Annotated in this window: 24 protein-coding genes; 12 read left to right on the top strand and 12 right to left on the bottom strand. The window is 72.3% G+C overall.

Translation table 11 applies throughout. From position 1 onward, the window contains the following. Positions 1–130: 130 nt before the first annotated feature. The 4 genes from ABD830_RS50790 to ABD830_RS50775 all read right to left on the bottom strand — a co-directional run bounded on the left by ABD830_RS50790 (position 131) and on the right by ABD830_RS50775 (position 5,108). Positions 131–601: an Lrp/AsnC family transcriptional regulator gene (locus ABD830_RS50790; protein ID WP_345002815.1), complete on the bottom strand. Its 471-nt coding sequence runs from the start codon at positions 599–601 to the stop codon at positions 131–133. Between the two features lie 24 nt (positions 602–625). Beyond that, entirely contained in the window at positions 626–1,219 is a 594-nt protein-coding gene (locus ABD830_RS50785) for a GTP-binding protein (protein ID WP_345002814.1), read from the bottom strand. 257 nt (positions 1,220–1,476) lie between these two features. Beyond that, the gene (locus tag ABD830_RS50780) at positions 1,477–2,343 is read right to left on the bottom strand and encodes a terpene synthase family protein (protein ID WP_345002813.1); all 867 of its coding nucleotides are present in this window, start codon (positions 2,341–2,343) and stop codon (positions 1,477–1,479) included. A 116-nt stretch (positions 2,344–2,459) separates the two neighbouring features. Continuing rightward, positions 2,460–5,108: a CHAT domain-containing protein gene (locus ABD830_RS50775; protein ID WP_345002812.1), complete on the bottom strand. Its 2,649-nt coding sequence runs from the start codon at positions 5,106–5,108 to the stop codon at positions 2,460–2,462. A 95-nt stretch (positions 5,109–5,203) separates the two neighbouring features. Between ABD830_RS50775 and ABD830_RS50770 the strand changes: the two genes are divergently transcribed. From ABD830_RS50770 to ABD830_RS50760, 3 genes are all read left to right on the top strand, one after another. Further along, positions 5,204–6,541 (top strand): S8 family peptidase, encoded by a 1,338-nt coding sequence (locus ABD830_RS50770; protein WP_345002811.1) that lies wholly within the window; start codon positions 5,204–5,206, stop codon positions 6,539–6,541. 72 nt (positions 6,542–6,613) lie between these two features. After that, the gene (locus ABD830_RS50765; RefSeq protein WP_345002810.1) at positions 6,614–7,195 is read left to right on the top strand and encodes an RNA polymerase sigma factor; all 582 of its coding nucleotides are present in this window, start codon (positions 6,614–6,616) and stop codon (positions 7,193–7,195) included. A 5-nt stretch (positions 7,196–7,200) separates the two neighbouring features. Then, positions 7,201–7,650: a carboxypeptidase-like regulatory domain-containing protein gene (locus ABD830_RS50760; protein WP_345002809.1), complete on the top strand. Its 450-nt coding sequence runs from the start codon at positions 7,201–7,203 to the stop codon at positions 7,648–7,650. 474 nt (positions 7,651–8,124) lie between these two features. On the opposite strand, the gene ABD830_RS50755 is transcribed toward ABD830_RS50760, so the two are convergent. Together ABD830_RS50755 and ABD830_RS50750 are read right to left on the bottom strand one after the other, a co-directional pair. After that, a complete protein-coding gene (locus ABD830_RS50755; RefSeq protein WP_345002808.1) occupies positions 8,125–8,880 on the bottom strand; it encodes a protein phosphatase 2C domain-containing protein in 756 nt (251 codons plus the stop codon). Between the two features lie 401 nt (positions 8,881–9,281). Then, a complete protein-coding gene (locus ABD830_RS50750) occupies positions 9,282–10,376 on the bottom strand; it encodes a M24 family metallopeptidase (protein ID WP_345003458.1) in 1,095 nt (364 codons plus the stop codon). A gap of 157 nt (positions 10,377–10,533) precedes the next feature. Here ABD830_RS50750 and ABD830_RS50745 point away from each other — a divergent pair, with 157 nt between their 5' ends. The 3 genes from ABD830_RS50745 to ABD830_RS50735 all read left to right on the top strand — a co-directional run bounded on the left by ABD830_RS50745 (position 10,534) and on the right by ABD830_RS50735 (position 13,448). Further along, entirely contained in the window at positions 10,534–11,751 is a 1,218-nt protein-coding gene (locus ABD830_RS50745; protein ID WP_345002807.1) for a PP2C family protein-serine/threonine phosphatase, read from the top strand. Positions 11,752–11,880: 129 nt separating this feature from the next. Continuing rightward, positions 11,881–12,207 (top strand): hypothetical protein, encoded by a 327-nt coding sequence (locus ABD830_RS50740; protein WP_345002806.1) that lies wholly within the window; start codon positions 11,881–11,883, stop codon positions 12,205–12,207. Positions 12,208–12,524: 317 nt separating this feature from the next. Beyond that, complete coding sequence (locus ABD830_RS50735; RefSeq protein ID WP_345002805.1) at positions 12,525–13,448, top strand: 5'-3' exonuclease; 924 nt, start codon at positions 12,525–12,527, stop codon at positions 13,446–13,448. A gap of 15 nt (positions 13,449–13,463) precedes the next feature. Here the strand turns inward: ABD830_RS50735 and menD are convergent, their stop codons facing one another. Next, positions 13,464–15,128 (bottom strand): 2-succinyl-5-enolpyruvyl-6-hydroxy-3-cyclohexene-1-carboxylic-acid synthase, encoded by a 1,665-nt coding sequence (menD, locus tag ABD830_RS50730; RefSeq protein WP_345002804.1) that lies wholly within the window; start codon positions 15,126–15,128, stop codon positions 13,464–13,466. Next, positions 15,125–16,018, bottom strand: coding sequence for an o-succinylbenzoate synthase (locus ABD830_RS50725; protein ID WP_378521078.1), 894 nt, complete (start codon positions 16,016–16,018; stop codon positions 15,125–15,127). Before ABD830_RS50725 ends, menD begins: the two co-directional genes overlap by 4 nt. A gap of 81 nt (positions 16,019–16,099) precedes the next feature. On the opposite strand from ABD830_RS50725, the gene ABD830_RS50720 reads away from it, so the two are divergent. The 3 genes from ABD830_RS50720 (at position 16,100) to ABD830_RS50710 (ending at position 19,102) form a co-directional block, all read left to right on the top strand. Further along, positions 16,100–17,251: an AMP-binding protein gene (locus ABD830_RS50720; protein ID WP_345002802.1), complete on the top strand. Its 1,152-nt coding sequence runs from the start codon at positions 16,100–16,102 to the stop codon at positions 17,249–17,251. A 43-nt stretch (positions 17,252–17,294) separates the two neighbouring features. Beyond that, positions 17,295–17,597 carry a hypothetical protein gene (locus ABD830_RS50715; RefSeq protein WP_345002801.1) on the top strand — a complete coding sequence of 101 codons (303 nt, stop codon included), beginning with the start codon at positions 17,295–17,297 and terminating at the stop codon, positions 17,595–17,597. A 173-nt stretch (positions 17,598–17,770) separates the two neighbouring features. Continuing rightward, entirely contained in the window at positions 17,771–19,102 is a 1,332-nt protein-coding gene (locus ABD830_RS50710) for an RNA polymerase sigma factor (protein WP_345002800.1), read from the top strand. 71 nt (positions 19,103–19,173) lie between these two features. On the opposite strand, the gene ABD830_RS50705 is transcribed toward ABD830_RS50710, so the two are convergent. Beyond that, a complete protein-coding gene (locus ABD830_RS50705) occupies positions 19,174–19,572 on the bottom strand; it encodes a hypothetical protein (RefSeq protein ID WP_345002799.1) in 399 nt (132 codons plus the stop codon). A gap of 113 nt (positions 19,573–19,685) precedes the next feature. Here ABD830_RS50705 and ABD830_RS50700 point away from each other — a divergent pair, with 113 nt between their 5' ends. Beyond that, positions 19,686–20,246, top strand: a complete 561-nt coding sequence (locus ABD830_RS50700; protein ID WP_345002798.1) for a TetR/AcrR family transcriptional regulator — start codon at positions 19,686–19,688, stop codon at positions 20,244–20,246. Positions 20,247–20,447: 201 nt separating this feature from the next. After that, positions 20,448–20,639 (top strand): DUF5999 family protein, encoded by a 192-nt coding sequence (locus ABD830_RS50695; RefSeq protein WP_138669881.1) that lies wholly within the window; start codon positions 20,448–20,450, stop codon positions 20,637–20,639. A gap of 1 nt (position 20,640) precedes the next feature. Here the strand turns inward: ABD830_RS50695 and ABD830_RS50690 are convergent, their stop codons facing one another. Continuing rightward, positions 20,641–21,231: an alpha/beta hydrolase family protein gene (locus ABD830_RS50690; RefSeq protein ID WP_345002797.1), complete on the bottom strand. Its 591-nt coding sequence runs from the start codon at positions 21,229–21,231 to the stop codon at positions 20,641–20,643. A gap of 82 nt (positions 21,232–21,313) precedes the next feature. Here ABD830_RS50690 and ABD830_RS50685 point away from each other — a divergent pair, with 82 nt between their 5' ends. Continuing rightward, a complete protein-coding gene (locus tag ABD830_RS50685; RefSeq protein ID WP_345002796.1) occupies positions 21,314–21,661 on the top strand; it encodes a hypothetical protein in 348 nt (115 codons plus the stop codon). A 313-nt stretch (positions 21,662–21,974) separates the two neighbouring features. Here the strand turns inward: ABD830_RS50685 and ABD830_RS50680 are convergent, their stop codons facing one another. Then, on the bottom strand, positions 21,975–22,772 hold the full coding sequence (locus ABD830_RS50680; protein WP_345002795.1) for a tetratricopeptide repeat protein: 798 nt from the start codon (positions 22,770–22,772) through the stop codon (positions 21,975–21,977). Between the two features lie 157 nt (positions 22,773–22,929). Then, the gene (gene gcvP, locus ABD830_RS50675) at positions 22,930–25,767 is read right to left on the bottom strand and encodes an aminomethyl-transferring glycine dehydrogenase (protein ID WP_345002794.1); all 2,838 of its coding nucleotides are present in this window, start codon (positions 25,765–25,767) and stop codon (positions 22,930–22,932) included. Positions 25,768–25,782: the final 15 nt, after the last annotated feature.

The following is a 25,782-nucleotide window of genomic DNA, read 5'->3' as shown; positions in this document are numbered from 1 at the left end:
TGCCGTCACCGCTGTTGTCGCCGGTGGAGACCAGCGCGGTGTAGGCGCCCCAGCCGGTGCCCTTCGCAGGCCGGTCAGCTCGGTCGGCCGGGACAGGATCCTGAATGATCTGAGTGCCCGATCAAGGTGGTCAGGTGTCCTGGCCGGAGGGTCCCTCGCCGGCCACCTCGGGGGCGCGGTGCTCGTACGGCGTGCTCAGCACGACCGTCGTGCGAGTCGAGACGTTGGCCGAGGCGCGGATCTGCTGCAGCAGGTCCTCCAGCGCCGCCGGTGAGGCCACGCGTACCTTGAGGATGTAGCTCTCGTCGCCCGCCACACTGTGGCACGCCTCGATGGCCGTCAGGTGGGCCAGCCGCTCGGGGGCGTCGTCGGGGGCGGCCGGGTCGATCGGTTTGATCGACACGAACGCGGTCAGCGGCAGCCCCACCGCGTCATGGTCGATGATCGCGGCGTATCCGCGCACGACTCCGCGCTTTTCCAGGCGGCGTACGCGCTGGTGCACCGCTGAGACCGAGAGCCCGGTCTCCCTGGCCAGGTCCGTGAAGCTCATGCGGCCGTCGCGCGCCAGCAGCGTGACGATCCGGCGATCGATCTCCTCCATCGGCCAAAGGTTAGCCGGTCATGGTCACGACATGGTCCCGACGGGCGAGGCGCCCATGCGCATCGCGTGCTCCATCAGGGTGATGAGCACCTGTCTGCCCGAGTCGCGCCTGCGGGCGTCGCAGAGCACGATGGGGATCTCCGGCTCCAGGCCGATCGCCGAGCGGACCTCGCCCACGGTGAACGGCCGGGTGCCGTCGAAGCAGTTGAGCGCCACGATGAACGGCTGCTCACGCTTCTCGAAGTAGTCGACGGCCGGGAAGCAGGCGTCGAGGCGGCGGGTGTCGGCCAGCACGACGGCGCCGAGCGCGCCCAGAGCCAGCTCGTCCCACACGAACCAGAAGCGCTCCTGGCCGGGCGTGCCGAACAGGTAGAGCATGTAGTCGTTGGCGATGGTGATCCGCCCGAAGTCCATGGCGACGGTGGTCGTGAACTTCCTCTCGACGCCTGACAGGTCGTCGACGTTGGCGCCCAACTGAGTGAGCGCCTCTTCCGTGCGTAGCGGCCGGGTCTCGGAGACGGCGCCGACCATGGTGGTCTTGCCCGCGCCGAACCCGCCGGCGATCAAGATCTTGATCGCCGTCGGCAGCCGCCAATGGTCAGAGCGACCGAATTCCATCCAGCACCGCCTGTACATCTCCCGCGCATGCACAACCCGCCCCTGAGGTGCCGTGGTCAGTGGTACCTGTCAAGGTGTGTTGAGAAGGTCGCTCCACATGCCTGGCATCGAGACACCCTAGCAACGCCACATTTTCCACTCAAGCCGCACTCTTTTACAAGAAACCAAATGTCACGGTTTGTCGCTTAGCGCACCCTTATTCGTCTGACCCACCGGCACTCTGTCAAGGAAGCCTGTCATGGAATCCGACACGTCCCTTAGCATGCCGGCCCACGGCCCGAAATACCGAAGAAACCGGCGTTGAATCCGAGCCGTCCTCGCAGGTAGACGGCCGTGCGGGGGCTGCGGGCCCGTACCGGCTCGATGAGGGCGGCCGCCTCGCGCGCCAGCTCGGCCATCGCCTCGGTCACCTCGGCGCGGCTGACACCGAGCGCCAGCACGTTCAGGTCGCCCCAGCTCATGTCCTTGCGGTACGACGCCACGTCGCCGAGCAGGTGCAGGTAGCGCTGGACCTGCCGGCTGACCGCCCGCAGCTCCTCCAGGTGAGCCTTCGCCCAGTCGTCGGCCGTGTAGATCCAGTGCGACACGTCCACGAAGCACGAGCCGCGGCTGTCGGCGTTGTCCAGGTAGCCGTCCAGCGTCAGAACGGTACGTGTGTCACGCCACACCCACGCCCTGGCCATGCCCGCCAGCATCCTGGCGAGCTGGTCCCGCCAGAGCCGGCGCAGGTCGTCGAACCCCTTGACGGTGGCCAGCTCGTCGCGGAGGTCGGCAAGGAACCGCGTGACCGCCGACCGGGGCACGGCGCCGTCGGCGACGGACAGGCATTCGCCGGCCAGGCGGTTCACCTGCTCGCGGGTGGTCGCGGTGTGGTCCACGAGCCGGTCGACGGCCAGGACCCACAGGGCGGCCCGGTTGGCGACCTTGAGGCGCGCGGCGGTGGCCCAGGGGGCGCTGAAGGCCGTGGAGAGGGTCAGGGCGCTGTAGTCATCGGCGCTGAAGGCCGTCGCGGGGAAGAGTCCGCTGTACATCTGGGCGCAGCGCCGCAGGTCCCTGCCGCACTCCGCGGCCAGCGCGCACGTCCTGCCCAGCTCGAACGCCTCGTCCACCTCATGGTCGGGCATCCTAGGGCCGCTCGATGAGCTCGCGGATCATGGGCGACCGTCCCCGATAGACGCAGCTGTCAGCGAATTGTTTCATGATCGCGTACTTACGATCCAGGTATCAGCAGCGTGGCCGATCAGCCTGCTCCGATGGCTATGAACGACACGTCGTCGCCCCTGGCCCGGCAGAGCGCCTCGGCCAGGCCGAGGCCGCGGCGCAGGCCGTCGTGCAGGCCGACCATGACGGGCACGGCCGTCTCGTCGTTCACGGGGACGACGCTGGCGACGATCGCGGCGGTGCCGAGCCGGAGCAGGGCGGTGGCCAGGCCCAGCAGCTCGTCGGCGCCGACGGGGGCCATCTGGCCGGAGTCGCAGCTGGACAGGACGAGGTGGTGGGGGGCGCGGCGCAGGCGTTCGAGGTCGTAGCCGGTCAGGGGGCCGTCGTCGAGGTGGAGGGAGGAGAACAGCGGGCTGTCGGCCCGGAACGTGCCGTGCGCGGCCAGGTGGGCGAGCGGGCTGCCGTCGATGGCGGCCAGCACGCCGGGCGCGGTGGCCCGGCCTCCTGCCAGGACGGTGACGTCGCCGTCGCCGCCCGCCCCGATCTCGGCGGGTTCCCCGTACAGGCGGGCGATCTGACGTATCTCGCCGTCGGCGTGGGGGACGCCGGGGCCGCGTACGAGGACGATGCGGCCGGCGTCGGGACGGCGGGCGGCCCTGGCTCGCAGCCATGCCCCCGCGGAGGGAGCGACCGTGAAGGGGCGGCGGCGCAGGGAGGGCAGCAGGGCCCAGGGGGTGGTGTGCAGGGTGCTCGGCGGCACGACGACCAGCGGCCCGTCGCCCAGCCGGTCGGCGGTCGGGCCGAGGAGCGCCTGCTGCAGGCGGGCGCCGAGGTCGTGGAGCTCGCGCTGGTCGGGGTGGCGTTCGTAGGCGAGGCGGCGGAGCCTGGAGCGGGCGAACTCGACCTCGGCGACCGCCCGGTCCATCGGCCCCGCGACATGACGGCGCACGGTGCCGTCGCCGCAGACCAGCACGTGCAGGGTGCCGTCGATCACGACCAGCTCGGCCAGCCGCCCCTCGTCCAGGTCCGCCAGGAGCCGCTCCGTCCGGTCGTCGTCGCGTTCCCTGCGCTCGCGGCCGCCGCGGGTGCGCAGCGTCGTCGCCCGTACGCGGGACTCCAGGCGGCTCCTGTCACGCTCGAGGGCCGGGGCCGAGGCGGCGCCGTCCTGGCGGGCCTGGGCCAGCAGGTGTTCGGCCTGCCGCAGGGCGGCGAGCTGGGCGAGGAGCCGGTCGTCCTCGGGCGGGCTCACGGCGGGCACGGCGAGTTCGGTGGCCCGCCACCGCTCCGTCCAGGCCAGCAGGCGGCGCGGGCGGCCGGCGCGCAGGAGGTGCCGCTGGGCGAGCGTCACCAGCTCCGCGCCCTGGGCGGTGGCGAGCGCGCGTAACTCGGAGGAGCCGAACGTGAGGCGATGCTCCTCGATGAGCGCCAGCCCGGCGCGGCACGCGTGCAGCAGGCGGCGCGGCTCCCCTGCCGCCTCGGCCCTGAGCGCCTCCGCCAGCCAGCCGCCCACCCGGGTCGTGGCGGGCCCCTTGTGCCTGACGTCCGCCGCCCTGGCCAGGTGCCGCTCCGCCACGCCCGGCTTGCCCAGGACGAGCGCGACGCGGCCCGCCAGCAGCTGCGCCTGCCAGACCTCCGGCGACCCCAGCGCCGCCAGCCGCCCGGCCAGCCGCCGGGCCTCCCCCAGCGACCTCTGCCACGCGGCACCGCCTCCGGCCTGCTCATCCTTCGAAGCGGCCGCGCCTTCCGTCAGGGTGGCGTGCTCGGCTTGGAAGAGGATGAGGCGGGCGTGCTCGGACCACCAGGTACGGTGCTGGCGGGCGAACAGCCGCCGCGCCTCCCCCGCCCGTTCCATGGCCGTGACCGGGTCGGCGCTCTGGAGAGCGGCTCGGGCGGCGATGAGCAGGAGCTCCGCCCGCCGGGTCGCCTGCCCGCGCAGCCGCGCCAGCAGGCGCAGCCCGCCGTCCGCCTGCTCCAGGGCGTCCCGGGCGAGCCCTGCGGCGAGCAGGACCGCGCACCGGTCGGCGATCAGATCGAACATCGGCGTGCCCAGCGCGCTGAAGCGCCGCTCCGCCTCCTCCAGCAGGTCCAGCGCCGCGGGCAGATCCCCGGTGCGGAAGGCCGCCACCCCGCGGTTCTGCACGGCCACGGCCGAGTCGTGCTCCTGCCGGGTCGTGCCCAGCATGTCGTGAGCCGTACGGAAGTCCGCCTCGGCCGGGGCGACGGAGCCCAGGGCCAGCTGGACGTGCCCGCGCAGGGTCAGCGCCCGCGCCGCCCACACCGTGTCGCGCGCCGTCAGCAGGGCGGGCACCGCGTCCCGCAGGTCCTCGAGCGCCTCCGCGTGCCGCCCCAGGATCCAGCGGGCCCCCGCGCGGCGGAACAGCACCCGCGCCCGCGTCGCCCCGCCGGACCGCGCCGCCGCCGAGTCGAGCGCCGACAGCCCGGCTCTGGTGCGCCCGGCGTGCAGCAGCGCGATGCCCAGCGTGGCCAGCACGTCGGCCTCGCGGTCGGCCGAGCCGGAGCGCCGCGCCAGGCGGACGGCGTGGCGCAGCTCCCCGATCGCGGCCTCGAGGTCGCCGAACTCGCGGTGCAGGATCCCGAGCGCCTGCCTGGCGATCGAGGACTCGTACGGCCCGCGCCCCTCGGCCAGCACCTCCTTGGCGGCGGCCAGGGCCTCCCGGGGTCTCGCGAAGACCATGGCCAGCAGGTCATGCGGATCTTCACGGGACACGAGTCGATCGTAGTCCCGCGCGGTATCAACCGGCTCTGTATCAACCGGCCCGGTGGCCGCTCATACACACGTACACGCGAAGAGAGACGGAGAACATGGCCACCTCGGACACCCGATTCTGGGAGCAGCTGGAGATCCTCAACGCCGCCCTGCCGCACGGCATGCGGGCGGCGGCGGGCCCGGAGGGGGCCGCGCCCGGCTCCGGGGTCCAGCCGCGCTTCGCCCACCTCGACGGCCACGTCCTGGTACGCGACGCCGACGCGGACCGGGCCGTCGCGGCCGTCCAGGACCTGCTGCCGGGCCCCGACGCGGTCCGCGTGACCGGAGCGAGGCACGCGGGCCGCGGCTCCGTACGCAGGCTCGCCGTCGGCTCCAGGGACCTCCACCGCACCGTCGAGCACCTGGCCGGCGAGAACATCGCGTCGAGCCTCGTCCACTTCGTGTCCGTCGCGGGCGTCAACCTCTGTCCGGGCGACGAGCCGGTCCCGAGCGCGGGGCCGCTCAACCCGCCCCTGTCCGGCCGCGACCGGGGCGAGAACGTGACAGTGGCCGTCCTCGACACCGGCCTCGTCCACGACTACCTCGACCACCAGTGGCTGGCCCAGAGCTCGGGCGTGCCCGACATCCCCCTGGTGACCGGCGACGTCACCGCCGCCGGCGACGAGCTGGACGCCGACGGCCTGATCAAGCCGTACGTGGGCCACGGCACGTTCATCGCGGGCGTGCTGCGCTGCGTGGCCCCCGCCGCCGACGTGCGCGTCCACAACGTCTTCCCGTACGCGGGCGCCGCCCTGGAGGACGAGCTGGGCCAGACCCTGCTGCGGATCATGGACACCCACGGCTGGCCCGACATCATCTCCCTGTCCGCCGGCACCAGGACCGGGAACGCCGGCGAGCTGCTCGGCCTGGCCGCCTTCATGGACGAGCTGGCCGCCCACCCGGGCACCCTCCTGGTGGCCGCGGCGGGCAACGACGGCGAGACGCTGCCGTTCTGGCCGGCCGCGTACGCCGCGGAGCCGGTCAACGTCTCCGGCGACGTGGTGATCTCGGTGGGCGCGCTGCGCGAGGACGGGCTCGGCCGGGCCTGCTTCAGCAACCACGGAAACTGGGTCACGGTGTACGCGCCGGGCGAGCGCCTGGTCAACGCCTTCACCTCCGGCCCCTACCAGTACGGCTACCCGCACCGCACCACCTGCCGCTTCTCCGACCAGGGCCTCTACCCGGGCTGCAGCTGCCTGGCGACGCTGCAGGACGGCGACAAGGCGACGTTCACCGGGCTGGCGGAGTGGAGCGGCACGTCGTTCGCCACGCCGATCGTGGCCGGGCTGGTCGCGGCGCGCATGTCGCAGGAGAAGGTGTCGTCGCGGGCGGCCGCGGCGGACCTCATGGCGGGGCGGCTGGCCGTACCGGATCTGAGCGGTTTGCTCAGATGACGGCGAGTTCGCGCTCTGGTGGCGGCGGGCCAAATATATTGGGCATCCGCCCGAACCCAGGGAGCCGCCGCCGTGGACGACACCGCAGCTCTGGTCGTCGCTGCCGCGGACGGCGACGCGGGCGCGTGGAAGGAGCTCTACCAGCGCTTCAGCGGGCTGGTGTGGGCCGTGGCGCGGAGCTACCTCGTGAACGCCGCCGACGCGCAGGACGTGTGCCAGACGACCTGGTACCGCTTCGCCGAGCACCTGACCAGGCTCAGGGATCCCGCGCGGGCCGGTTCCTGGCTGGCCAGCACCGCCAGGCACGAGGCGCTGCGGGTCCTGCGCACCAGCGGCCGGGCCCTGCCGGTCGGCGACCTGGAGCTGCTCGGGATGGACGTCGACGAGCGCTCGCCCGAGCTGCTCCTGCTGGAGGCCGAGGAGGAGGACGAGCGGGCCGCGCGGGAGCGGGCACTGTGGAGCGCGTTCGAGGAGCTGCCGGAGCGCTGCCGGCGGCTGCTGCGCGTCCTCATCGCCTCGCCGCGGCCGAGCTATCAGGAGATCGCGGACGGGCTGGACATGGCGGTCGGCAGCATCGGGCCCAACCGGGGGCGGTGCCTCAAGCGGCTGGCCGCGCTGATGAACCGGCGCGGCGTGAGCGACATCCGGGGGTGAACGGCATGGACTCCATGGACGACCGCGAAATGGAGCTCGAGGAACGCCTCCGGGCGGCCGCCGAGCGGCTCGACCCGGTCCCGGCGGAGCTGTTCGAGGAGGCGATGCGGGCGTACGCGCTCAGGTCCCTGGACGCGGAGCTGGCCGAGCTGACGTTCGACTCGTGGGACGAGCTGTCGGCGACCCGGGTCCGGGGCGGGGGGCGGGCGCGGCTGCTGACGTTCGCGGCGGGCGAGGTGGTGGTCGAGCTGGAGGTCGCCGGGGGGCGGCTGGTGGGGCGGCTGTCGGGTGGCGGGGCCGCGGACATCGTGGTGCAGCGGCGCGACGGCGGTACGCGCGTGCGCGCCGACGAACTGGGCCGGTTCACGACGGGTGAGCTGGCACCGGGGCCGCTGCGGCTGCGGGTCAGCCCCGAGGGCGGCGGCCCGGTCGTGACCACCTGGATCCTGGTCTGATCCGTGGCTAAAGGCTCTATCTGCCGGTTCGTCAGGCCGCCAGCCACGAGCGTGGCGGTGCTGAGCTCCTGCGGCGTGAGGCCGAGCCGTACCGTGGCCGGGGGTTCCAGCCCGCAGGCCTCCAGCTCGTGCGCGGACGCTTCACGGCTGTGCCGCCTGTCCGGCGTTGTCGCGTGTCCGATGGGAACGTGTCGCCCGCGAGGGTGGGCTCGGCACCGAGGAAGGCCAGGGCCAGGTCCGCCTGACGGCGTTGGGCGCGGCGGCGAGCTCGGCGGCGCGGAGCACATCGCCCCCGATGAGGACGTGCTCCAGCACCGCCGTACGCAGCTCGTCGCGGCGCGCGGCCGACTCCGTGAGCCCGGCGGCCAGGTCGAGGTGGGCGGCGGCCTCCTGCCACTGCCCGTGTTGCGCGGCCTTGGCGGCGACGAGCCGGCCGGCGGCGGGGGTGCAGGCGCATCGCGACCGCAGCCGCCGTCACATGTGGCCGACCCGCCCCCAGGCGGCGGTGGCGTCGTCATGCCGTTTGCCGCGTACCGGTCCCCGGGTCCTCTCGAGCTCCCGTACCGCCCGGATCACCGCCTCCGGCCCCTTCCCCTCCAGCGCCGCCACGAGGTCGCTCCAGCTCCACCCGTACCACTCGACGAGCCGCGACACCCCATCGGTGAGCAGCCCCACCCCGCGCACGTCCGTCACGGCGCCGCACACCCCTTGCCGGGCCGCCTCGGGGCGGCTGCCCGCCACCCAGAACCCGCCGGGTGCGTTGCGCATCCGCCGCACCAGCTCCACCGTGTACGGCCGTCCGCCCGGCAGCCCCTCGAGCCGGTCGTCACTCACCACCCGGACCCCGCCGTCCGCCAGTGCGAAGACGACCGGCGAGTCCCCCAGCACGAGGTACTCCACACGACCTTCGACGCTGCGCACCATGGCCACCGTCGCGGACGGCGAGTCGGGATTGCCGAGATCGCAGGCATCGGAGTGCGCCGCGATGACCGTCTCGATGGCCGCCTCCAGAATGCCGGAGAGCGACGTCTCCGACCGCGACAGCTCAGCCGCCAGCGCGCCCCCGAGCCTCGCCACCAACCACGGCACATCATGCACGCACCCGCTGTCCACCCCAGTCGCCGCCGTGGCACCGTCGAGCACGACGATCCACGACGGCCCCGCGATCATCAGGTCCTCGTTGGGGCGTTCGGATCCTGGCCTGCTGGCGTGGGCGACCTCCGCGAACATGACAGCGACTGTGCCACACCAGCACCAGCCTCCGCAGCCCTCGTCCCCGTACGTCCGCTCTCACGACCTGGCCGCGCGCCGCGTGACCACGCGTTGGTCCCTTTAGGAATGCCACGTCTGCCACACGATCACCGAGGGCTCCCGCGAGAGCCAGTCCCGGTTCGTGTGCAAGAACACAGCATGCGGGTGGATCGGCAACGCCGACATCAACGCCGCCCGCACCCAGATGTACCGGTACACCTCAGCCGCCGGACAGGCGGTCACTGGACGTGGAGGCCCTGCACCACTGGGGCCGGTGAAGCGTCAAGCATCTCATGGCGGGACTACCCGTGCCGCCCCGTATGGGGTGGCCGGGTAGCGGCCACGAGAATCCTCCCCATGAATGAATGGGGAAGAGCATGTCAAACGATGACGAGGTCGCGGGGCGTGTTGTTGAGGCGTTCCGCGCCCCCGTCCGTGCACACCACGATGTCCTCGATCCGGGCCCCGTGCCGGCCGGGCAGGTAGATCCCCGGCTCCACCGAGAACGCGAAGCCCGGCTCCAGAGGCGCCCCGTTGCCCGAGACGATGTACGGCTCCTCGTGCGTCTCGATCCCGATCCCGTGCCCGGTCCGGTGGATGAAGTGGTCGCCGTAGCCCGCCTCCGCGATGATGTCGCGGGCGGCCGCGTCGATCGACTCGCACGACACGCCCGGCCGCACCGCCGCACAGGCCGCGTCCTGCGCCCGGCGCAGCACCTCGTAGTACTCGGCGAAGTCCGCGGGCGGCTCCCCGACGCTGTACGTGCGCGTCGAGTCCGAGCAGTAGCCGTTGTGCAGCTGGCCGCCGATGTCGACCACGACCGGCTCGCCCGCCTGGATCACCCGGTCGGACACGTCGTGGTGCGGGCTGGCGCTGTTCGGCCCCGAGGCGACGATGACGAAGTCGACCGTCGCGTGGCCCGTCGCCAGGATCGCCTCGGCGATGTCCCTGCCCACCTCGCGCTCCGTGCGCCCGGCCCGCAGGAACTCCGGCACGCGCCGGTGCACCGCGTCGATCGCCTCCCCGGCCCCGCGCAGCGCCGCCACCTCCACGGCCGACTTGCGCATGCGCAGCTCGCGCAGCACGGTGCCGGCCAGCACCTGCTCGGCCTCCGGCAGCACCTCGCGGAAGCGGAGCGACGACATGGCCCACATCCGGTCGGCCAGGCCCACCTTGCCGACCTTCCCGAGGCGGGCGGCCACGACGGCGTAAGGGTCGTCGGTCTCGTCCCACGCCACGAACTCCAGCCCCAGCCGCGAGGCGGGCGACGCCTCCGCGGCGGGCAGCTCCAGGCGGGGCACCATCATGTACGCGTCGCCGGAGGCGGGCACCACGAGACACGTCAGCCGCTCCAGCGGCTTGGCCTCATATCCGCTCACATAACGCAGATCGGGCCCGGGGGTCAGCAGCAGGGCGTCGACACCGGCCTTGGCGGTGGCCTCCTGAACGGCGGCGAGACGGGACACGGGATACAAGTCTGAGGACGTCACAGCCCATAATCTACTCGGACCCCGGCCCCTAAAATCCGCGAAAAGCTCTCACAACACAGCAGCCCATCGCTACACTCCGTTCATAGTTGATCACGTAGTGTGGGGTCAATTGTCCAGTTCGACTGCACTTGAGAGTGAGACCATGGTCGACGTCATAGGCGCGGCCGAGCTGCTCAGCCACGACAACCCCGCCAGCCGCGACAGCGACGCCGAAAAGCTCGCCGCCCGGCTGGCGCACGCCCAGCGGCTCGGCAACATGGGCTGGGCGGAGTGGCACATGCACTCCGGCGAGACGATCTGGTCCGACCAGGTGTACCTGATCTTCGGCCGCGACCCCGCCGACGGCCCGATCGCCCTGCCCGACCTGGCCAAACACGTCGAACACGACGACGTCGGCACGCTCAGCCGGCTCCTGTGGTCGGCCGTGGAAGGCGTCGAGCCGGTCCAGGCGGAGTTCCGCATCCGGCGCGGGGGCGAGCTGCGCGACCTGCGCGTCGTGCTCGAGCCGCTCATGGCCCCCGGCGGCCCCGTGGGCCTGCACGGCGTCATCCAGGACATCACCGGCCGCCGCCGCGCCGAGCGCATGATGTCGGAGTCGCGCCGCCAGCTCCTCGAGGCCCGCGAGCAGGCCGCCGAGGAACGCCACGTCATGCTCGCCCTGCGCGAGGCCATCCTCCCCGACTCCGCCGGAGGCCTCCACCTGCCGCACGCCAACGTCGCGGTCCGGTACGTGCCCGCCGAGAAGACCGCGAGCCTGGGCGGCGACTGGTTCGAGGCCGCCCCGGCCCCCGACGGACGGCTGCTGCTGGCCATCGGCGACGTCTCCGGCCACGGCCTGCCCGCCATCGCGCACATGGCCCAGCTGCGCCACGCCCTCGTCGGCCTGGCCATGACCGGCCAGCCCGCGCACCGGCTTCTGGCCTGGCTGAACGACCTCGTCCTGCACCAGCTCAAGGAGACCACCGCCACCGCGATCATCGGCCACCTCGACCCGGAGACGCGCGTGCTCGCCTGGGGCCAGGCGGGCAACCTGGCCCCCATCCTCGTGCGCGACGGGGTCGCCAGCCAGCTCGCCCAGCCCCGCGGCGTGCTGCTCGGCGCCGCCTCCGAGCGCCCGTACGAGCTCGCGACCACCCGGCTGCTGCCCGGGGACCTGCTGCTGATGTTCACCGACGGGCTGGTCGAGCGGCGCACCCGCGACATCGACGTCGGCCTCGACCTGGCCCTGGCGGCCGCCCGCGGCGTGCCCGCCCGCGACCTGGACGCCGGGCTCGACCGCCTCCTCGCCGACATCGGCGGACCGAACCCCGAGGACGACGCCTGCCTGCTGGCAGTGGCCGTACCCGGGCAGATCATGTAAGGGCTGTCAGGGGTACGACCACAGGATCGCGCTGATGCTCCGCGATATCCCAGCACGGCTGGCACCCCCGAAGACGCCGGGCGGTGAGCGGAAGCGCAGGGCGCGCCTGCTGTCCGGCGGACTGCTGCGGTGCTCTACCTGCGGCGGGAAGCGGAACTGTTGGCCCACCTCCGCGCGCTCAAGGTACGGCGCAAGCAGTTTCTGTCCCAGCCGAGCGAGCCCGTCGTCGAGTATGTCCGACTGGGCCAGACCTTCACTGAAGCGTGGGAGGCTCGCGACACGGACGGCCGCCGCTTACTGCTGGAAAGCGCCATCGCCCACATCGTCGTCCGGCCGGGTACGCGAGGCCGCCGAGGTATCGACCCTCAGAGGCTCGACATTCTCTGGCGGAACCAGTACGGCCAGGACATCGGCGTGCCAGGCGCCGACGACCACATGGGCAGGCGGGTCGGCTGACAAGTGTGACATTCATGCGGCGCTCCTGGGAGCGTTGCAGGGCCGGGAACGCCCGCTCGGCCGTCTTGCGGGCTCCGCGCACCCCGCCCGATGCCGTCCGAACTCCCGGGCCTGACCTGTGCGAGTGCACCGACCATGCGCCGCGTGACGCGGGAGGAATGATCACAAGACCCCGGCCCGTCCGGTCGGACGAGTCCCGATACCCGTGCCGCTGAGCCAAGGCTGCCCGTCCACCTCTCGCCCCGTGGCAGGTGAGCGAGGCGTCGACATGACCCTGGCGGCATTCGTCGGACGCCCACCAGTGGCATGCTAAGCGCATGTCGACCCGCCCAAAAAAATGTCTTCTGCTTGATACTCCGTCGCTCTACTTCCGCGCCTTCTTCGGCGTGCCGGAGTCGGTCAAGGCCCCCGACGGCTCCCCCGTCAACGCCGTACGCGGCCTCATCGACATGATCGCCACCCTCGTCCGCCAGCACTCCCCCACCGCGCTCGCGGCCACCATGGACGCCGACTGGCGGCCGGCCTTCCGCGTCCAGGCGATCCCGACGTACAAGGCGCACCGTGTCGCCCAGGGCGACGCCGAAGAGGTGCCGGAGGCGCTCGTCCCCCAGATCGCGGTCATCCAGGACGTGCTCGACGCCGTCGGCATCGCCCGCCTGGAGTCGCCCGGCTACGAGGCCGACGACGTGATCGGCACCCTCACCCACCAGGCCACGGGCGCCGTCGACATCGTGACCGGCGACCGCGACCTGTTCCAGCTCGTCGACGACGCCCGCCCCGTACGCGTCCTCTACACCGCCCGCGGCATCCGCAACCTGCAGATCGTGGACGAGGCGTTCGTCACCGCCAAATACGGCATCCCCGGCCGCTCCTACGCCGACTTCGCCACCCTGCGCGGCGACCCCAGCGACGGCCTGCCCGGCGTCCCGGGCGTCGGCGAGAAGACCGCCGCCGCCCTCATCACCCGCTTCGGCTCGCTCGACGCCCTGCTCGAAGCCCTCGACGCGGGCGTCACCGACGGCTTTCCTGCGGGCAGCCGCACCCGGCTGGCCGCCGCCCGCGACTACCTGAGCGCCGCCCCCGCCGTCGTCGAGGTGGCCCCCGACGCGCCGCTGCCGCCGGTTGACCTCACCCTGCCCGCCAAGCCGCGCGACCCCGAGGCGCTGGTGCAGCTCGCCGACCGGTACGGCCTGGACAGCCCGCTCAATCGCCTCTTCGACGCGCTCGGCGCCACTTCCTGAGGATCCCCCCGAGGCCTAGCGGGCGGCGAGGAAGGCGTGGACGGCATCCTGCGCGGCCTCACGCAGGCGGGCGTGCACGATCGCGTTCTCCTCGCGGTCGGTGCGCACCTCCACCACGCGCGGCCCCTCCCCGCGCAGCGCCTTGGGCAGGTCGCTGACGTCCTCCAGGAGCCGGTACGGCGTGCCCGTCGCGGCCGCCACATAGGCGAGGTCCACCCCGTGCGGCGTGCCGAACACCCGCTCGAAGGGGTCGCGCACCGCCGCCTGGGGCAGCAGCGAGAAGATGCCGCCGCCGTCGTTGTTGACGACCACGAAGCACAGGTCGGGCCGGGGCTCGCGCGGCCCGAGGATCAGCCCGTTCTGGTCGTGCAGGAACGACAGGTCGCCGATCAGCGCGTACGAGGGCCCGTTGTGCGCCAGCGCCGCCCCCATCGCCGCGGACACCACCCCGTCGATGCCCGAGGCGCCCCGGCCGGCCATCAGCCTGATGCCGCGCCGCGGCCGCATCGCCTGGTCCAGGTCGCGGATCGGCATCGACGAGCCACAGAACAGCAGCGCGCCGTTCGGCAGCGAGTCGGCCAGGTCCCTGGCCAGGCGCGGTTCGCTCGTGCCGGACACGTCCAGCACCGCGTCCATCACCGACCTGACCGCCAGGTCGGCCTGCCGCCAGGCGTGCAGCCACGAGTCGTCGCCGGCGGCGACCGGGATCTCCACGGCCTGCGCCACCTGCGTGGCCGAGCGGGTCGGGTCGGGCCAGCGGCCCAGGTCGGGCGAGACCACGATGTGCTCTTCCGCCCGCTTCAGCCACGACAGCAGTGGCCTGGACAGCCCCGGCCGCCCGAGCGTCACGACCACGTCGGGCCGGTGCGTGTCGGCGAACTCCGGCGTGCCCAGCAGGTAGTGGTAGGTCGAGATGGCGTGGTCGCCGTAGCGGCCGCCGCCGTTGGGCTCCGACAGCACCGGCCAGCCCGCCATGCCGGCCGCGGCCACGTACCGGCGCACGTTGGGCGCGCCGTCGCCGACGACCAGCACGCCGCGCCTGGTCGGCGGGAGGTGCAGGGCGACCGGCGGGGGCGCGACCCTGACCCGCGCCCACGGGCCGTTCGCGCCGCCGTCGAGCGGCTCGCACCACGAGGTGTCGCCGTCGGGGATCAGCGGCTCCCTGAAGGCCAGGTTCAGGTGGACGGGGCCGGGGTCGGACGGGCCCATGGCGCGCTGGTAGGCGCGGCAGGCCAGCGAACGCCAGTAGGCCACCTGCCCGGGACGGTCCTCGGGCACCCCCACCTCGGCGAACCACCGGGCCGCGGTGCCGAACAGCTTGATCTGGTCGATCGTCTGGTTCGCGCCGGTGCCGCGCAGCTCGGGCGGCCGGTCGGCGGTCAGCACCAGCAGCGGGACGCCCGACTCGCCCGCCTCGATCACGGCCGGGTGGAAGTTCGCCACGGCCGTGCCGGACGAGCAGATCAGCGCCACGGGCCGCTCGGAGCGCTTGGCCAGCCCCAGCGCCAGGAACGACGCCGACCGTTCGTCGATGCGCACGTGCAGGCGCACCCGCGACTCGGCGTGCAGGGCCAGTGCCAGGGGGGCGGAGCGCGAGCCCGGCGCCAGCACCACGTCGGTCAGGCCGCAGCGCACCAGCTCGTCGACCAGCACCGTGGCCAGCGCGGTAGCGGGGTTCAAAGTGACGCCTCCTGCATCCGGCGAAGCCACTGGGGAGATTCAATCTCAAAAGCTGACAAATGGTGAAAACTGACCGAGGGGCGCCGGACGGCCAGAAATCCGTCAACGGGTGTCAGCGAATCGTCCACGACGTCGCCCGCCAGCAACGCCATCGTGCCGAGACCGCACGCGTACGGCAACGACGGCAGCGCCGCCGCCAGCGCCAGCCCCGCCGCCAGCCCCACGGACGTCTCCACGGCGCTGGAGACCACGGCGGGCAGCCCGCACGCCTCCACCACCCGCAGCGCGCTGCGCACGCCGCCGAGCGGCTGCACCTTGACCACCGCGATGTCGGCCGCCTCCGCCGCCCGCACCCGCAGCGGGTCCTCGGCCCTGCGGATGGACTCGTCGGCCGCGATCGGCACGTCGCACGCCCGCCGCACCGCCGCCAGCTCCTCCAGCGTGGCGCACGGCTGCTCGGCGTACTCCAGGTCGAACCGGTCGAGCCGCTTCAGCCGCCGCACCGCCTCGTCGACGTCCCACGCGCCGTTGGCGTCGACCCGCAGCCGCCCGCCCGGCCCCAGCGCGTCGCGCACGGCCTCCACCCTGGCCACGTCGTCGTCGAACGTCTGACCGCGCTCGGCCACCTTCACCTTGGCCGTGCCGCACCCCGATCGCCGGACGATCTCGTACGCCTGCTCGGGCCCCACCGCGGGCACGGTCGCGTTGACGGGGACGCTGTCGCGCACCGGCGCGGGCCACCCCTCGAACGCCGCCTCACGGGCGCAGGCCAGCCATCGGGCGCACTCGCGCGGGCCGTACTCCGGGAACGGCGAGAACTCCCCCCACCCTGCGGGACCGTGCAGCAGCACGCCTTCCCTGACGGTCTGCCCACGGAATCGAGTGCGCATGGGGATGCGGAAGACCACGGGAGAACGCGTCACGACCCTCCCTGCGCCTCAATCCGACCTGTCGCCACTAACCTTACGAGCATGTGGAGGAACCCGTCGCATCCGGACCGTCCGCTGCATGCCATTGTGCAGCCTCCCGGCCCCGCCCTGTTCAGGGCCGTCCGCGACGCGCTGTCGGGCGAGGGCCCGGCCGTCCTCCCCCTGACGCCCGGCCACTCCGAGGCCGCCGTCGCCGCGCTGCGTCCCACCCACGTCGAGGGCGCGCCCCAGAGCGACGGCGCGGGTGTCCCCGACGACGTGGCGGTCGTGATCGCCACCAGCGGCAGCACCGGCGCGCCCAAGGGTGTGCTGCTCTCGGCCACCGCGCTGCGCGCCTCCGCCGCGGCCTCCCTGCGCCGCCTCGAGGCCTCCAAGGGCGAGCGCTGGCTGTGCTGCCTGCCCGTCTCCCACGTCTCCGGCCTCCAGGTCCTGGTACGCGCCCTGCTGTCGGACACCCAGCCGATCATCCACGCCAGGTTCGACCCGCACGAGGTCCTCCGCTCGGGAGCCCACCACGTCTCCCTCGTCCCCACCCAGCTCCACCGGCTGGTCGAGCTGGGGGCGGACCTGTCGGTGTTCCGCACGATCCTGCTCGGCGGCGCCGCTCCCCGCCCTGGCCTGCTGGAGCAGGCCCGTGACCTCGGCGCCCGGGTCGTGACGACGTACGGGATGAGCGAGACGAGCGGCGGCTGCGTGTACGACGGCCGGCCCCTTTACAATGTAGATCTCAAGATCGGCGAGGACGGCCTGATCAGGATCGCCGGGCCCGTGCTGTTCTCGGGCTACCGCTTCGGCGATCTGGATGATGCTCCGTTCGACGGCGACTGGTTCCGCACCTCCGACCTGGGCGAGCTGACCGGCGGCCGGCTCCGCGTGCTGGGCAGGGCCGACGACGTGATCAACACCGGCGGCGAGAAGGTCGTGGCCGCCGCCGTGGCCACAGTGCTCGGTACCCACCCCGAGGTGGCCGACGCCGCCGTGATCGGCACGCCGGACCCGGAATGGGGCGAGCTGGTCACGGCCGTCGTGGTCCCTGCCAACCCCGACACACCCCCGACGCTTCCGCAATTGCGGGCGTTCTGCCGCGATAGGCTCCCCCCTCACGCCGCTCCCCGCGATCTTCGCCTGGTACCCCAGCTCCCGCTGCTACCGAACGGTAAGACCGATTTGGTACGGCTTCGGGCAGGAACCTGATGAGTTGCGGCTGCGTCAAATTGGGGAGAAGGAGGGAGCCTTCATGGACCAGACCCGCAAGATGTGGGCATCCGCGGCAGTCGTCGGCGTGATTGTCGCCGGAGGCGCCTCGATCGCGGCGGCCGCCTCCGCGGGCAAGCTCGACCAGGTCGCGAAGGAGACCAGAGCCGTGGTGGAGAAGGCGTCACCGTCCCCGACGACCAGCGAGGACGACATCGTGGTCTCCCACGACGTCAACCCCGACCCGCGCGCCGTCATCGACTACTGGACGGACCAGCGCATGCAGGACGCCCAGCCGATGCCCATGCCCGTGGTCTCGGCCGGAGAGGTCGAGGTTCGGGAGTAAGACTCAGGGGGAGGGGCGGTTCGGCCCGATGGGCGATCCGCCCCTTTTTCGTCCCCCCGGGAACAAATGACGGCGATTGGCGTTATTGATACTGGTGCGCCGTGCGGACAGCCAGAGGCCGCCCCACCACAACCTGCCTGATCGCTTCGACTCCGTACGGAGGAGGTGTCCTCATGCCCAGAACCGCCGTAGCGACCCCACCTGCGACTCTCGACCAGCTCATTGAACGAGGGCGAGCCCAGGGTCACCTTTCTCTGGCGGAGCTGCGTGACGCGTTCACTGAGGCCGGCATCAGCCCTTCCGAAGGCCGCACGATCCTGCGCGAGCTTTCGGAGAGCGGCGTGAGCCTGGCCGCCGAGAACGAGCCGTCTCTCAGCAAGACCGCCCCCAAGAAGGCCTCCAGGAAGCCTGCGCGTGCAAAGACTACCGGCCGCAAGGCAGCCGAGGCAAAAACCGTCACCGCAGCCGCCGCCAGGGCCGTGACCCCGTCCGAGCCCAAGCCGGAGCACGAGGAGGACGTCCCCGACGACCTCGCGATGAGCGCCGAGGAAGTCGATCTCGACAACGAGCAGATCGACCTGGACGACACCCAGTCGGTCATGGGCGACTCCGTGCACACCTACCTCAAGTCCATCGGCCGGCGCACGCTGCTCACGGCGGCGCAGGAGGTGGAGCTGGCCCGGCGCATCGAGGCGGGCCTGTACGCCGAGTACAAGCTGGAGACCGACCCGGACCTGTCCCCCTCCTACCGGGAGGACCTGCTCCTCGTGGTCGAGGACGGCAAGCAGGCCAAGGACCACATGCTGGAGGCCAACCTCCGGCTCGTGGTGTCGGTCGCCAAGAAGTACACCGACCGCGGCATGTCGCTGCTGGACGTAGTCCAGGAGGGCAACCTGGGCCTGATCAGGGCCGTGGAGAAGTTCGACTACACCAAGGGCTTCAAGTTCTCCACCTATGCCATGTGGTGGATCAGGCAGGCCATCCAGCGCGGCTTCGCCGACTCGGCCCGTACGATCCGGCTGCCCGTGCACGTGCTGGAGATGCTGTCCAAGCTGTCGCGCATCGAGCGTGACATGCACCAGCGGCTGGGCCGCGAACCCACGCCCGAGGAACTGGCCGTCGAGCTCGACAAGACGCCGGACCAGATCGAGGAGCTGCTGCGGACGAGCCGCCAGCCGATCTCGCTCAACGCGACGATCGGCGAGGACGGGGAGACCACCATCGGCGACCTCATCGAGGACGTGGACTCGCCGGAGGCCTCGGAGATCGTCGACCGCCAGCTGCTGGGGGACCAGCTGCGAGGCGTCCTCGACAACCTCTCGCCCCGGGAGTCGAAGATCATGGCTCTCCGCTTCGGCCTGGTGGACGGCAAGCCGCACACACTGGACGAGATCGGCAAGCACCTGGGGCTGACCCGGGAGCGGATCCGCCAGCTGGAGAAGGAGTCACTCTCCAAGCTCCGCCACCCGAGCAACACCCGTCCGCTGCTCGACTGGGCCAGCTGACAACCTGGGAAAGCCCCGGCACAACGAGGGAGGATGTGCCGGGGCTTCGCCTTGCGTTGTGAACCTCCGGGTCAGTGGCTCGCGGGCACCGGCCGGGGCACGCGCGGGATCCCCCACATCCGGTTGTCCTCGCGCAGCGTGCGCAGCCGATCGACCTCCGCCGTCCACATGGCCCCGTCAGGCGTCGCCTTGGCCTTGCGGCGCGCGATCCGGTTGTCGTACGCCTTCACCCCGAACGTGGCCCGCTGCCCCGCCTCGGCGGCCCGCAGCGCGTCCGTCAGCGTCCGGTCGAACTCCCGCCCCGCCGCCAGCAGCTCGATCTCGTCGACCGCGGCGGCCCGCAGCTCGCGCAGCGTCTGCTCGGCCTGACGGGCCTTCTCGAGCAACTCGGGGAAGCTCTTGGAGATCTCCTGGTCCGCGTGGTAGCGAACCTCGGCCTCACGGCTCACCCGCGGACGGAAAAACGCCATCGACCCTGCCCCTTCACCAGCCGGTACTCATACAACCGCCAAGGGTACGCCGTCCCGCGACACGGCGGGAAATCGGCCCGGCGCAGCGCCCTTTACGAAGTAAGATGATCTCCATGCCCGCCAAGAGACCGCCCGTACCGCTCTCCCGCGAGCGCATCATCGAGGCCGCGCTCCATATCGCCGACAGCCAGGGCCTGCGCAGGCTCACCATGCGGCGCCTGGGCGACGCCCTGGAGGTGGAGGCCATGGCCATCTACCACCACCTGCCCAGGGGCAAGGAGGCGCTGATGGACGCCCTGGCCGAGCACGTGACCACGGTCCACGTCGAGCAGCAGCCCACGTGGCAGGAGACGGCCAAGGCCTGGTGCAGGGCGGAGCGGGAGCTCCTGCGCGACCATCCGGGCGTACTCGCACTAGCCCTGACGAAGCCCCCTAAAGGCGCCACAACCCTCGCCATCCGGGAGCAGACCGAGCAACTCACCGAAGGCGGCCTGCCTGAGGCCGCGGAGGCCGTACGGGCGCTGCGGGCCTTCGTCTTCGGGAGCGTGGCCGTCGAGGTGCAGCAGTCAGGCTGGGCCGATCCAGAAGTTGACGAGTGGGTCAGGCGTGACGAAAGAGCCGATGTGGATTTCGAGCGCGGACTCGACGCTCTGCTCAAGGGATTGCAAACGTAGTGCGCGTGTCGCGCTTGGCCCGTTATTCTGCATAAGGCACGCTGTGTCGAAGGTCACACGACCGGGCAAATCACCCGTAACGGGTCCCAACGGGCTATGCCCGAGAGTGTGACGGATGTCGCACAATTGCCAGAACAACTACCCGAGCCGGCTCCCGACCCTCCAAACGGGAGCGTCCCACGAGATATCGGAGGCACGCCGATGTGCCCGCACGACCCGGCCTGTCCGGACGCCGAGGCGCCTGACCGCGAGAAGGCACGCACTCTCGCCTGCCACCCCGAGCAGGGGTGGAGCTTGCTCTGCAACGGCGTCGTCCTGTTCGAGGACACCGGGGAGCTTCTTCCCAGCGGCGCCACCATCGAACCGCACCGGCCCGTCGTCGGCGCCGCGTGACCTACGCGTAGTGGACGATCCACTCCGCCACGACCTCGCCCACCCGGGCGGGGTCCTTTTTCAGATCATGGCCCTCCCCCGGCAGCACCACCAGGCGCGCGGCGTCCGCGGCGTCCGGCACGCCGAACGGGTCCCGATCCCCGTTGACCACCAGCACGTCCACCCCGGCGCCGCGTAGCTCGTCGGCCCTGGAGCGTTCCGGCTTCCCCGGCGGGTGCAGCGGAAAGGCCAGCGCCACCGCCGCGGCCGCGCCCACCGCCCTGGCCGTGCGGCAGGCCACCCGCGCCCCGTTGCTCCGCCCGCCCTGCACGACGGGCAGCCCGGGCCAGCGCGTACGCAGCTCCTTCAGGACGATCTCCCAGGCCTCGTCCTGCCTGGCCGCCGATCCCGGCGCCCGCGCCCCCGCCACCCTGAACGCCTGCGTCACCCTGGCCACGGTGGCCCCCGTCTTCAGGGCGGCATCCCGTACGGCCAGCAGGTCGACAGCGTCCACTCCCCCGGACGACCCGTGGGTGAGCACCAGCAGCAGCCGCGGATCCGCGACCTCGTCCATCTGGACGAGCGCCGGCCCTCGCGGGGTCATGACCTCCATGCCAGCACCGTACCTGGGGAGGATCCCGCGATAGCCCTCAGGTTGGATGACGGCGCGCCGAACGCGATGAATGATTACTCTCATGCCAGACACGCGCCCAATCCGGGATGAGCTGCGGGCCACCCTGGAGGCCCGCCGGGATCTCGGGCCCGAGTACGAAACCGCGCTCGTCGAGTCGTTCGTGGAGCGCCTCGACGCCACCATCTCCGCCCGCGTACGGGCCGAGCTGGACCACCACGGCGCCGCCCCGCGCAAGAAGAGCACCCCGGGCGGCGCGATGATCCCGATCGCGCTGGGCTCGATGGGCATCGGCATCCCGCTGACGGCCATCGCGGCGAGCTACGCTGGGCTGACGGGGCTGACCATCACGTGGATCGCGATCGTGATCATCAACGTGGCCGCCGCCGGGGCGGTCATGCGCCGCAACTGATCGGCGGGGCCCACGGAGCGCCGCCACCCGCGGTGCTCCGCACCTTGGGCCAGGCGTGTCTCCGCGCCGCGCTGCGCTCGCGGCGCGGAGACACGCCTGAGGCTGCTCCCAGGCATGGCGGGAAAGTCCGGCCCTCGCCCCAAAGGCGACACGCGGGGCACCTCGCTCGACCCTGCCGCCATCGCGGGCGCGGCAACGGCATCAAGGCCTGACCTAGGTTGGAGGCCGATGAGCGGCCACGACCTTCCGGGCCGGAAGGCGAAGCCGCGACGGGGAAGCCGCGACGGGGAAGGCGGGTCGCGGACCCGGCGGATCAGGCGTCGCGGTCGAAGCGGAGGCGGACCTCGCCGGCCAGGGTCTCGTCCTCGTGCTCCAGCCCGTACGACCACACCCGCTCCGCGTCGTCGTCGCGCCCCCGCAGCGGCAGGGTCCGGGCCAGGAGCTCGATGGCTAAGGCGCTGGTCTGCGGGTCCGCACCGGACTCGACGCTCTCCGCGAACTCCGCGCAGGCCAGATCCAGGTGCGCGATCCCGAGCTGCACCCGCAGCCCCGGCACCTCCTCGGCCGGAGCGACCTCGAGGGCGTCCATGAGCACGTCGGCCGCCGCCCCTGGCTCCCCCTGCTCCAGCAGCAGACCGGCCAGCTGCTGGGCGGCGTGGGCGCCCACGTGCGGATCAACGCCCTCCATGGCGGCGCGCAGCTCGTCCTCGGCCTCGGCCGGGTTGCCGGAGTCCGCGGCCAGCCGGGCCAGCGCCAGGTGGGCCAGCGGCACGTACGTGGCCGTACCGACCCCCAGAACGGCCTGCCAGGCGGCCCTGGCCTGCTCGGCCCGGCCCTCCCGTTCGAACCCCTGAGCGAGGTGGCAGGCGGCCTGCGCGGCGTACTCGGGGTGTCCGGTGGCCAGCGCGGTCCTGGCGGCGGTCCTGGCGGCCTCCACGTCGCCGCGCTCCTCCAGCACCACGGCGAGCCCGACGGCCGCCTGCGCCCTGTCGGGTCCGTCGGGGTCGGCGGCCAGCTCGGCGAGTATGGCGGCGGCGCCGTCGAGGTCGCCGCTCTCGGCCAGGCGGCGGGCGGTGTCGAGAGGCGGGGTCTCCAGCTCTGAGGACGTCAAGGGAGCTCCTTGTGGCGACGGTCGCACCGAGCCTAACGACTTCTGGCGATCATGTCTGCTCAGTTGACGCGGAAGGATTGACCGGCTTCGGACCTTGACGCAACAGCAGGCGCGGCAGCCCCGTCAGCACAACGGGACTGCCGCGCCTTAGAGCTGCCTAGTCCTCGTAAGCCTCGAGGGGCGGGCAGGAGCACACCAGGTTCCGGTCCCCGTACGCCTGGTCGATCCGCCGCACCGGCACCCAGTACTTCCCGTCCCGCAGCGACGGCACCGGATAGGCCGCCTCGCTCCGCGAGTAGGGGTGCGGCCACTCGTCCGCGCTGACCGACTCGGCCGTGTGCGGGGCGTTGCGCAGGGGGTTGTCCGTCTTGTCGTACTCCCCGGATGCCACCTTGGAGATCTCCCCGCGAATGGCGATCATCGCGTCCGCGAACCGGTCGAGCTCCCCGAGGTCCTCGCTCTCGGTCGGCTCGATCATCAGCGTCCCGGCGACGGGGAACGACATGGTCGGCGCGTGGAAGCCGTAGTCGATGAGCCGCTTGGCCACGTCGTCCACGGTGACCCCGGTCTCCTTGGTGATCTGCCGCAGGTCGATGATGCACTCGTGGGCCACCAGCCCGCCGCGGCCGGTGTAGAGCACGGGGTAGTGCGGGGCGAGCCGCCTGGCCAGGTAGTTCGCCGACAGGATGGCCTGCTCGGTGGCCGCCGTGAGCCCTTCCGAGCCCATCATCCTGACGTACGCCCACGAGATCGGCAGGATCCCCGCCGACCCGTACGGCGCCGCCGAGACCGGCCCGACCGGCGTCCCGTTGTGCAGCGGGTGGCCGGGCAGGTAGGCCGCCAGGTGGCCGCGTACCGCGACGGGGCCGACGCCGGGACCGCCGCCCCCGTGCGGGATGCAGAACGTCTTGTGCAGGTTCAGGTGGGACACGTCGGCCCCGAACTCGCCCGGCTTGGCCAGCCCGACGAGCGCGTTGAGGTTGGCCCCGTCCACGTACACCTGGCCGCCGGCCTCGTGCACCTTGGCGCAGACCTCGGTGATCGACTCCTCGTACACCCCGTGCGTCGAGGGGTACGTGACCATGATCGCGGCCAGCCGGTCGCGGTGCTTGTCGATCTTGGCGTCGAGATCGGCCAAGTCCACGTTGCCGTCGGAGTCGCAGGCCACGACCACGACCCGCATGCCGGCCATGACGGCGCTGGCCGCGTTGGTGCCGTGGGCCGAGGACGGGATGAGGCAGACGTCGCGGCTGTCCTGGCCGCCCGCGCGGTGGTAGGCGCGGATGGCCAGCAGCCCGGCGAACTCGCCCTGCGAGCCCGCGTTCGGCTGGATGGAGACGCGGTCGTAGCCGGTCACCTCGGCCAGCCAGTCCTCCAGCGTCCCGATCAGCTCCCGGTAGCCCCCGACCTGGTCGTCAGGCGCGTACGGGTGGATCCCGGCGAACTCGGGCCAGGTGATCGGCTCCATCTCGGTGGTCGCGTTCAGCTTCATCGTGCAGGAGCCGAGCGGGATCATCGAGCGGTCGAGCGCGATGTCCTTGTCCTGGAGCTTGCGCAGGTAGCGCAGCATCGCGGTCTCGGAGCGGTGGCTGTGGAAGACCGGGTGGGTCAGGTACGCCGACTCGCGCAGCAGCGAGGCGGGCAGCGCGTCGGAGTCGAGATCCGCGCCGGTGCGGTCGATCCCGAACGCGGCCCACACCTTGGCCAGCTCGGCGGCCCCGGTCTTCTCGTCGCAGGAGACGGAGACGTGGTCCTCGCCGGCCTGCCAGATGTTGACGCCCCGCTCGGCGGCGGCGGTCACCACGGCGGCGGCCCCGCCGGGAACGCTGCCGGGAACGCGGACGAGCACGGTGTCGAAGAACTCCTGGTGCACGACCTCCAGCCCCGCCTCGCGCAGCCCGTCGGCGAGGGCCACCGCGTGCCGGTGGACCCGGTGGGCGATCCGGCGCAGCCCCTCGGGGCCGTGGTAGACGGCGTACATGCCGGCGATGACGGCGAGCAGGACCTGCGCGGTGCAGATGTTGCTGGTGGCCTTCTCGCGGCGGATGTGCTGCTCGCGGGTCTGCAGGGCCAGCCGGTACGCGGGGTCGCCGTCGGCGTCCACCGACACGCCGACGAGCCGCCCGGGGAGCTGGCGCTGCAGGCCCTCGCGTACGGACATGTACGCGGCGTGCGGCCCGCCGAACCCGAACGGCACGCCGAACCGCTGCGAGGACCCGATCGCGATGTCGGCGCCCAGCTCGCCGGGGGCGGCCACGAGCGTCAGGGCCAGCAGGTCGGCGGCGGCCACCACGAGCGCGCCCGCCTCGTGCGCGGCGGCGGCCACGGCGCGGAAGTCACGCAGGCGGCCGGACGCACCCGGGTACTGCACCAGCAGGCCGAAGCATTCGGGCAGCTCACCGTCGAGGGAGTGCTCCACCAGCTCGATGCCGAGGGGCTCGGCGCGGGTGGCGAGCACGGCCTTGGTCTGCGGCAGCGCGTCGGCGTCGACCACGAACACGTTGCTCGTGGACCTGCCGGCCCGGCGGGCCAGCGTCATCGCCTCGGCGGCGGCCGTGGCCTCGTCGAGGAGGGAGGCGCCCGCGACGGGCAGGCCGGTCAGGTCGGTGACGACGGTCTGGAAGTTCAGCAGCGCCTCGAGGCGGCCCTGCGAGATCTCCGGCTGGTACGGGGTGTAGGCGGTGTACCAGCCCGGGTTCTCCAGCAGGTTGCGGCGGATGACCGCGGGCGTGATCGTGTCGTGGTAGCCCAGGCCGATCATCGAGGTGAGCACACGGTTGCGCCCGGCGAGGGCGCGCAGCTCGGCGATGGCCTCGTCCTCCCCGACGGCGGCGGGCAGCTTGAGCCGGTCCTTGGCCCTGATGGCCTCGGGGACGGCCACCGCCACCAGGTCAGCCACGGACTCGAAGCCCACGGCCTCGAGCATGCGCTGCTGCTCGGCTTCCGACGGGCCGATGTGCCTGGACGAGAACGGCGGAGCTGACAGGTCGGTCATGGAAAGTGCCTCCCG

Origin of the sequence: Nonomuraea helvata, from assembly GCF_039535785.1 — a bacterium.
Taxonomy (GTDB): Bacteria; Actinomycetota; Actinomycetes; order Streptosporangiales; family Streptosporangiaceae; genus Nonomuraea; species Nonomuraea helvata.
This window is presented reverse-complemented; position numbering and strand designations above follow the sequence as displayed.

What these genes read in the sequence shown, in the direction of transcription:
- ABD830_RS50790 (WP_345002815.1), bottom strand. Translation starts at nt 601, where the DNA reads ATGGAGGAGATCGATCGCCGGATCGTCACGCTGCTGGCGCGCGACGGC.
- ABD830_RS50755 (WP_345002808.1), bottom strand. Translation starts at nt 8,880, where the DNA reads ATGTTCGCGGAGGTCGCCCACGCCAGCAGGCCAGGATCCGAACGCCCC.
- ABD830_RS50780 (WP_345002813.1), bottom strand. Translation starts at nt 2,343, where the DNA reads ATGCCCGACCATGAGGTGGACGAGGCGTTCGAGCTGGGCAGGACGTGC.
- ABD830_RS50760 (WP_345002809.1), top strand. Translation starts at nt 7,201, where the DNA reads ATGGACTCCATGGACGACCGCGAAATGGAGCTCGAGGAACGCCTCCGG.
- ABD830_RS50770 (WP_345002811.1), top strand. Translation starts at nt 5,204, where the DNA reads ATGGCCACCTCGGACACCCGATTCTGGGAGCAGCTGGAGATCCTCAAC.
- ABD830_RS50710 (WP_345002800.1), top strand. Translation starts at nt 17,771, where the DNA reads ATGCCCAGAACCGCCGTAGCGACCCCACCTGCGACTCTCGACCAGCTC.
- ABD830_RS50700 (WP_345002798.1), top strand. Translation starts at nt 19,686, where the DNA reads ATGCCCGCCAAGAGACCGCCCGTACCGCTCTCCCGCGAGCGCATCATC.
- ABD830_RS50725 (WP_378521078.1), bottom strand. Translation starts at nt 16,018, where the DNA reads ATGCGCACTCGATTCCGTGGGCAGACCGTCAGGGAAGGCGTGCTGCTG.
- ABD830_RS50735 (WP_345002805.1), top strand. Translation starts at nt 12,525, where the DNA reads ATGTCGACCCGCCCAAAAAAATGTCTTCTGCTTGATACTCCGTCGCTC.
- ABD830_RS50685 (WP_345002796.1), top strand. Translation starts at nt 21,314, where the DNA reads ATGCCAGACACGCGCCCAATCCGGGATGAGCTGCGGGCCACCCTGGAG.
- ABD830_RS50715 (WP_345002801.1), top strand. Translation starts at nt 17,295, where the DNA reads ATGGACCAGACCCGCAAGATGTGGGCATCCGCGGCAGTCGTCGGCGTG.
- ABD830_RS50720 (WP_345002802.1), top strand. Translation starts at nt 16,100, where the DNA reads ATGTGGAGGAACCCGTCGCATCCGGACCGTCCGCTGCATGCCATTGTG.
- gcvP (WP_345002794.1), bottom strand. Translation starts at nt 25,767, where the DNA reads ATGACCGACCTGTCAGCTCCGCCGTTCTCGTCCAGGCACATCGGCCCG.
- ABD830_RS50745 (WP_345002807.1), top strand. Translation starts at nt 10,534, where the DNA reads ATGGTCGACGTCATAGGCGCGGCCGAGCTGCTCAGCCACGACAACCCC.
- ABD830_RS50785 (WP_345002814.1), bottom strand. Translation starts at nt 1,219, where the DNA reads ATGGAATTCGGTCGCTCTGACCATTGGCGGCTGCCGACGGCGATCAAG.
- ABD830_RS50690 (WP_345002797.1), bottom strand. Translation starts at nt 21,231, where the DNA reads ATGGAGGTCATGACCCCGCGAGGGCCGGCGCTCGTCCAGATGGACGAG.
- ABD830_RS50695 (WP_138669881.1), top strand. Translation starts at nt 20,448, where the DNA reads ATGTGCCCGCACGACCCGGCCTGTCCGGACGCCGAGGCGCCTGACCGC.
- ABD830_RS50705 (WP_345002799.1), bottom strand. Translation starts at nt 19,572, where the DNA reads ATGGCGTTTTTCCGTCCGCGGGTGAGCCGTGAGGCCGAGGTTCGCTAC.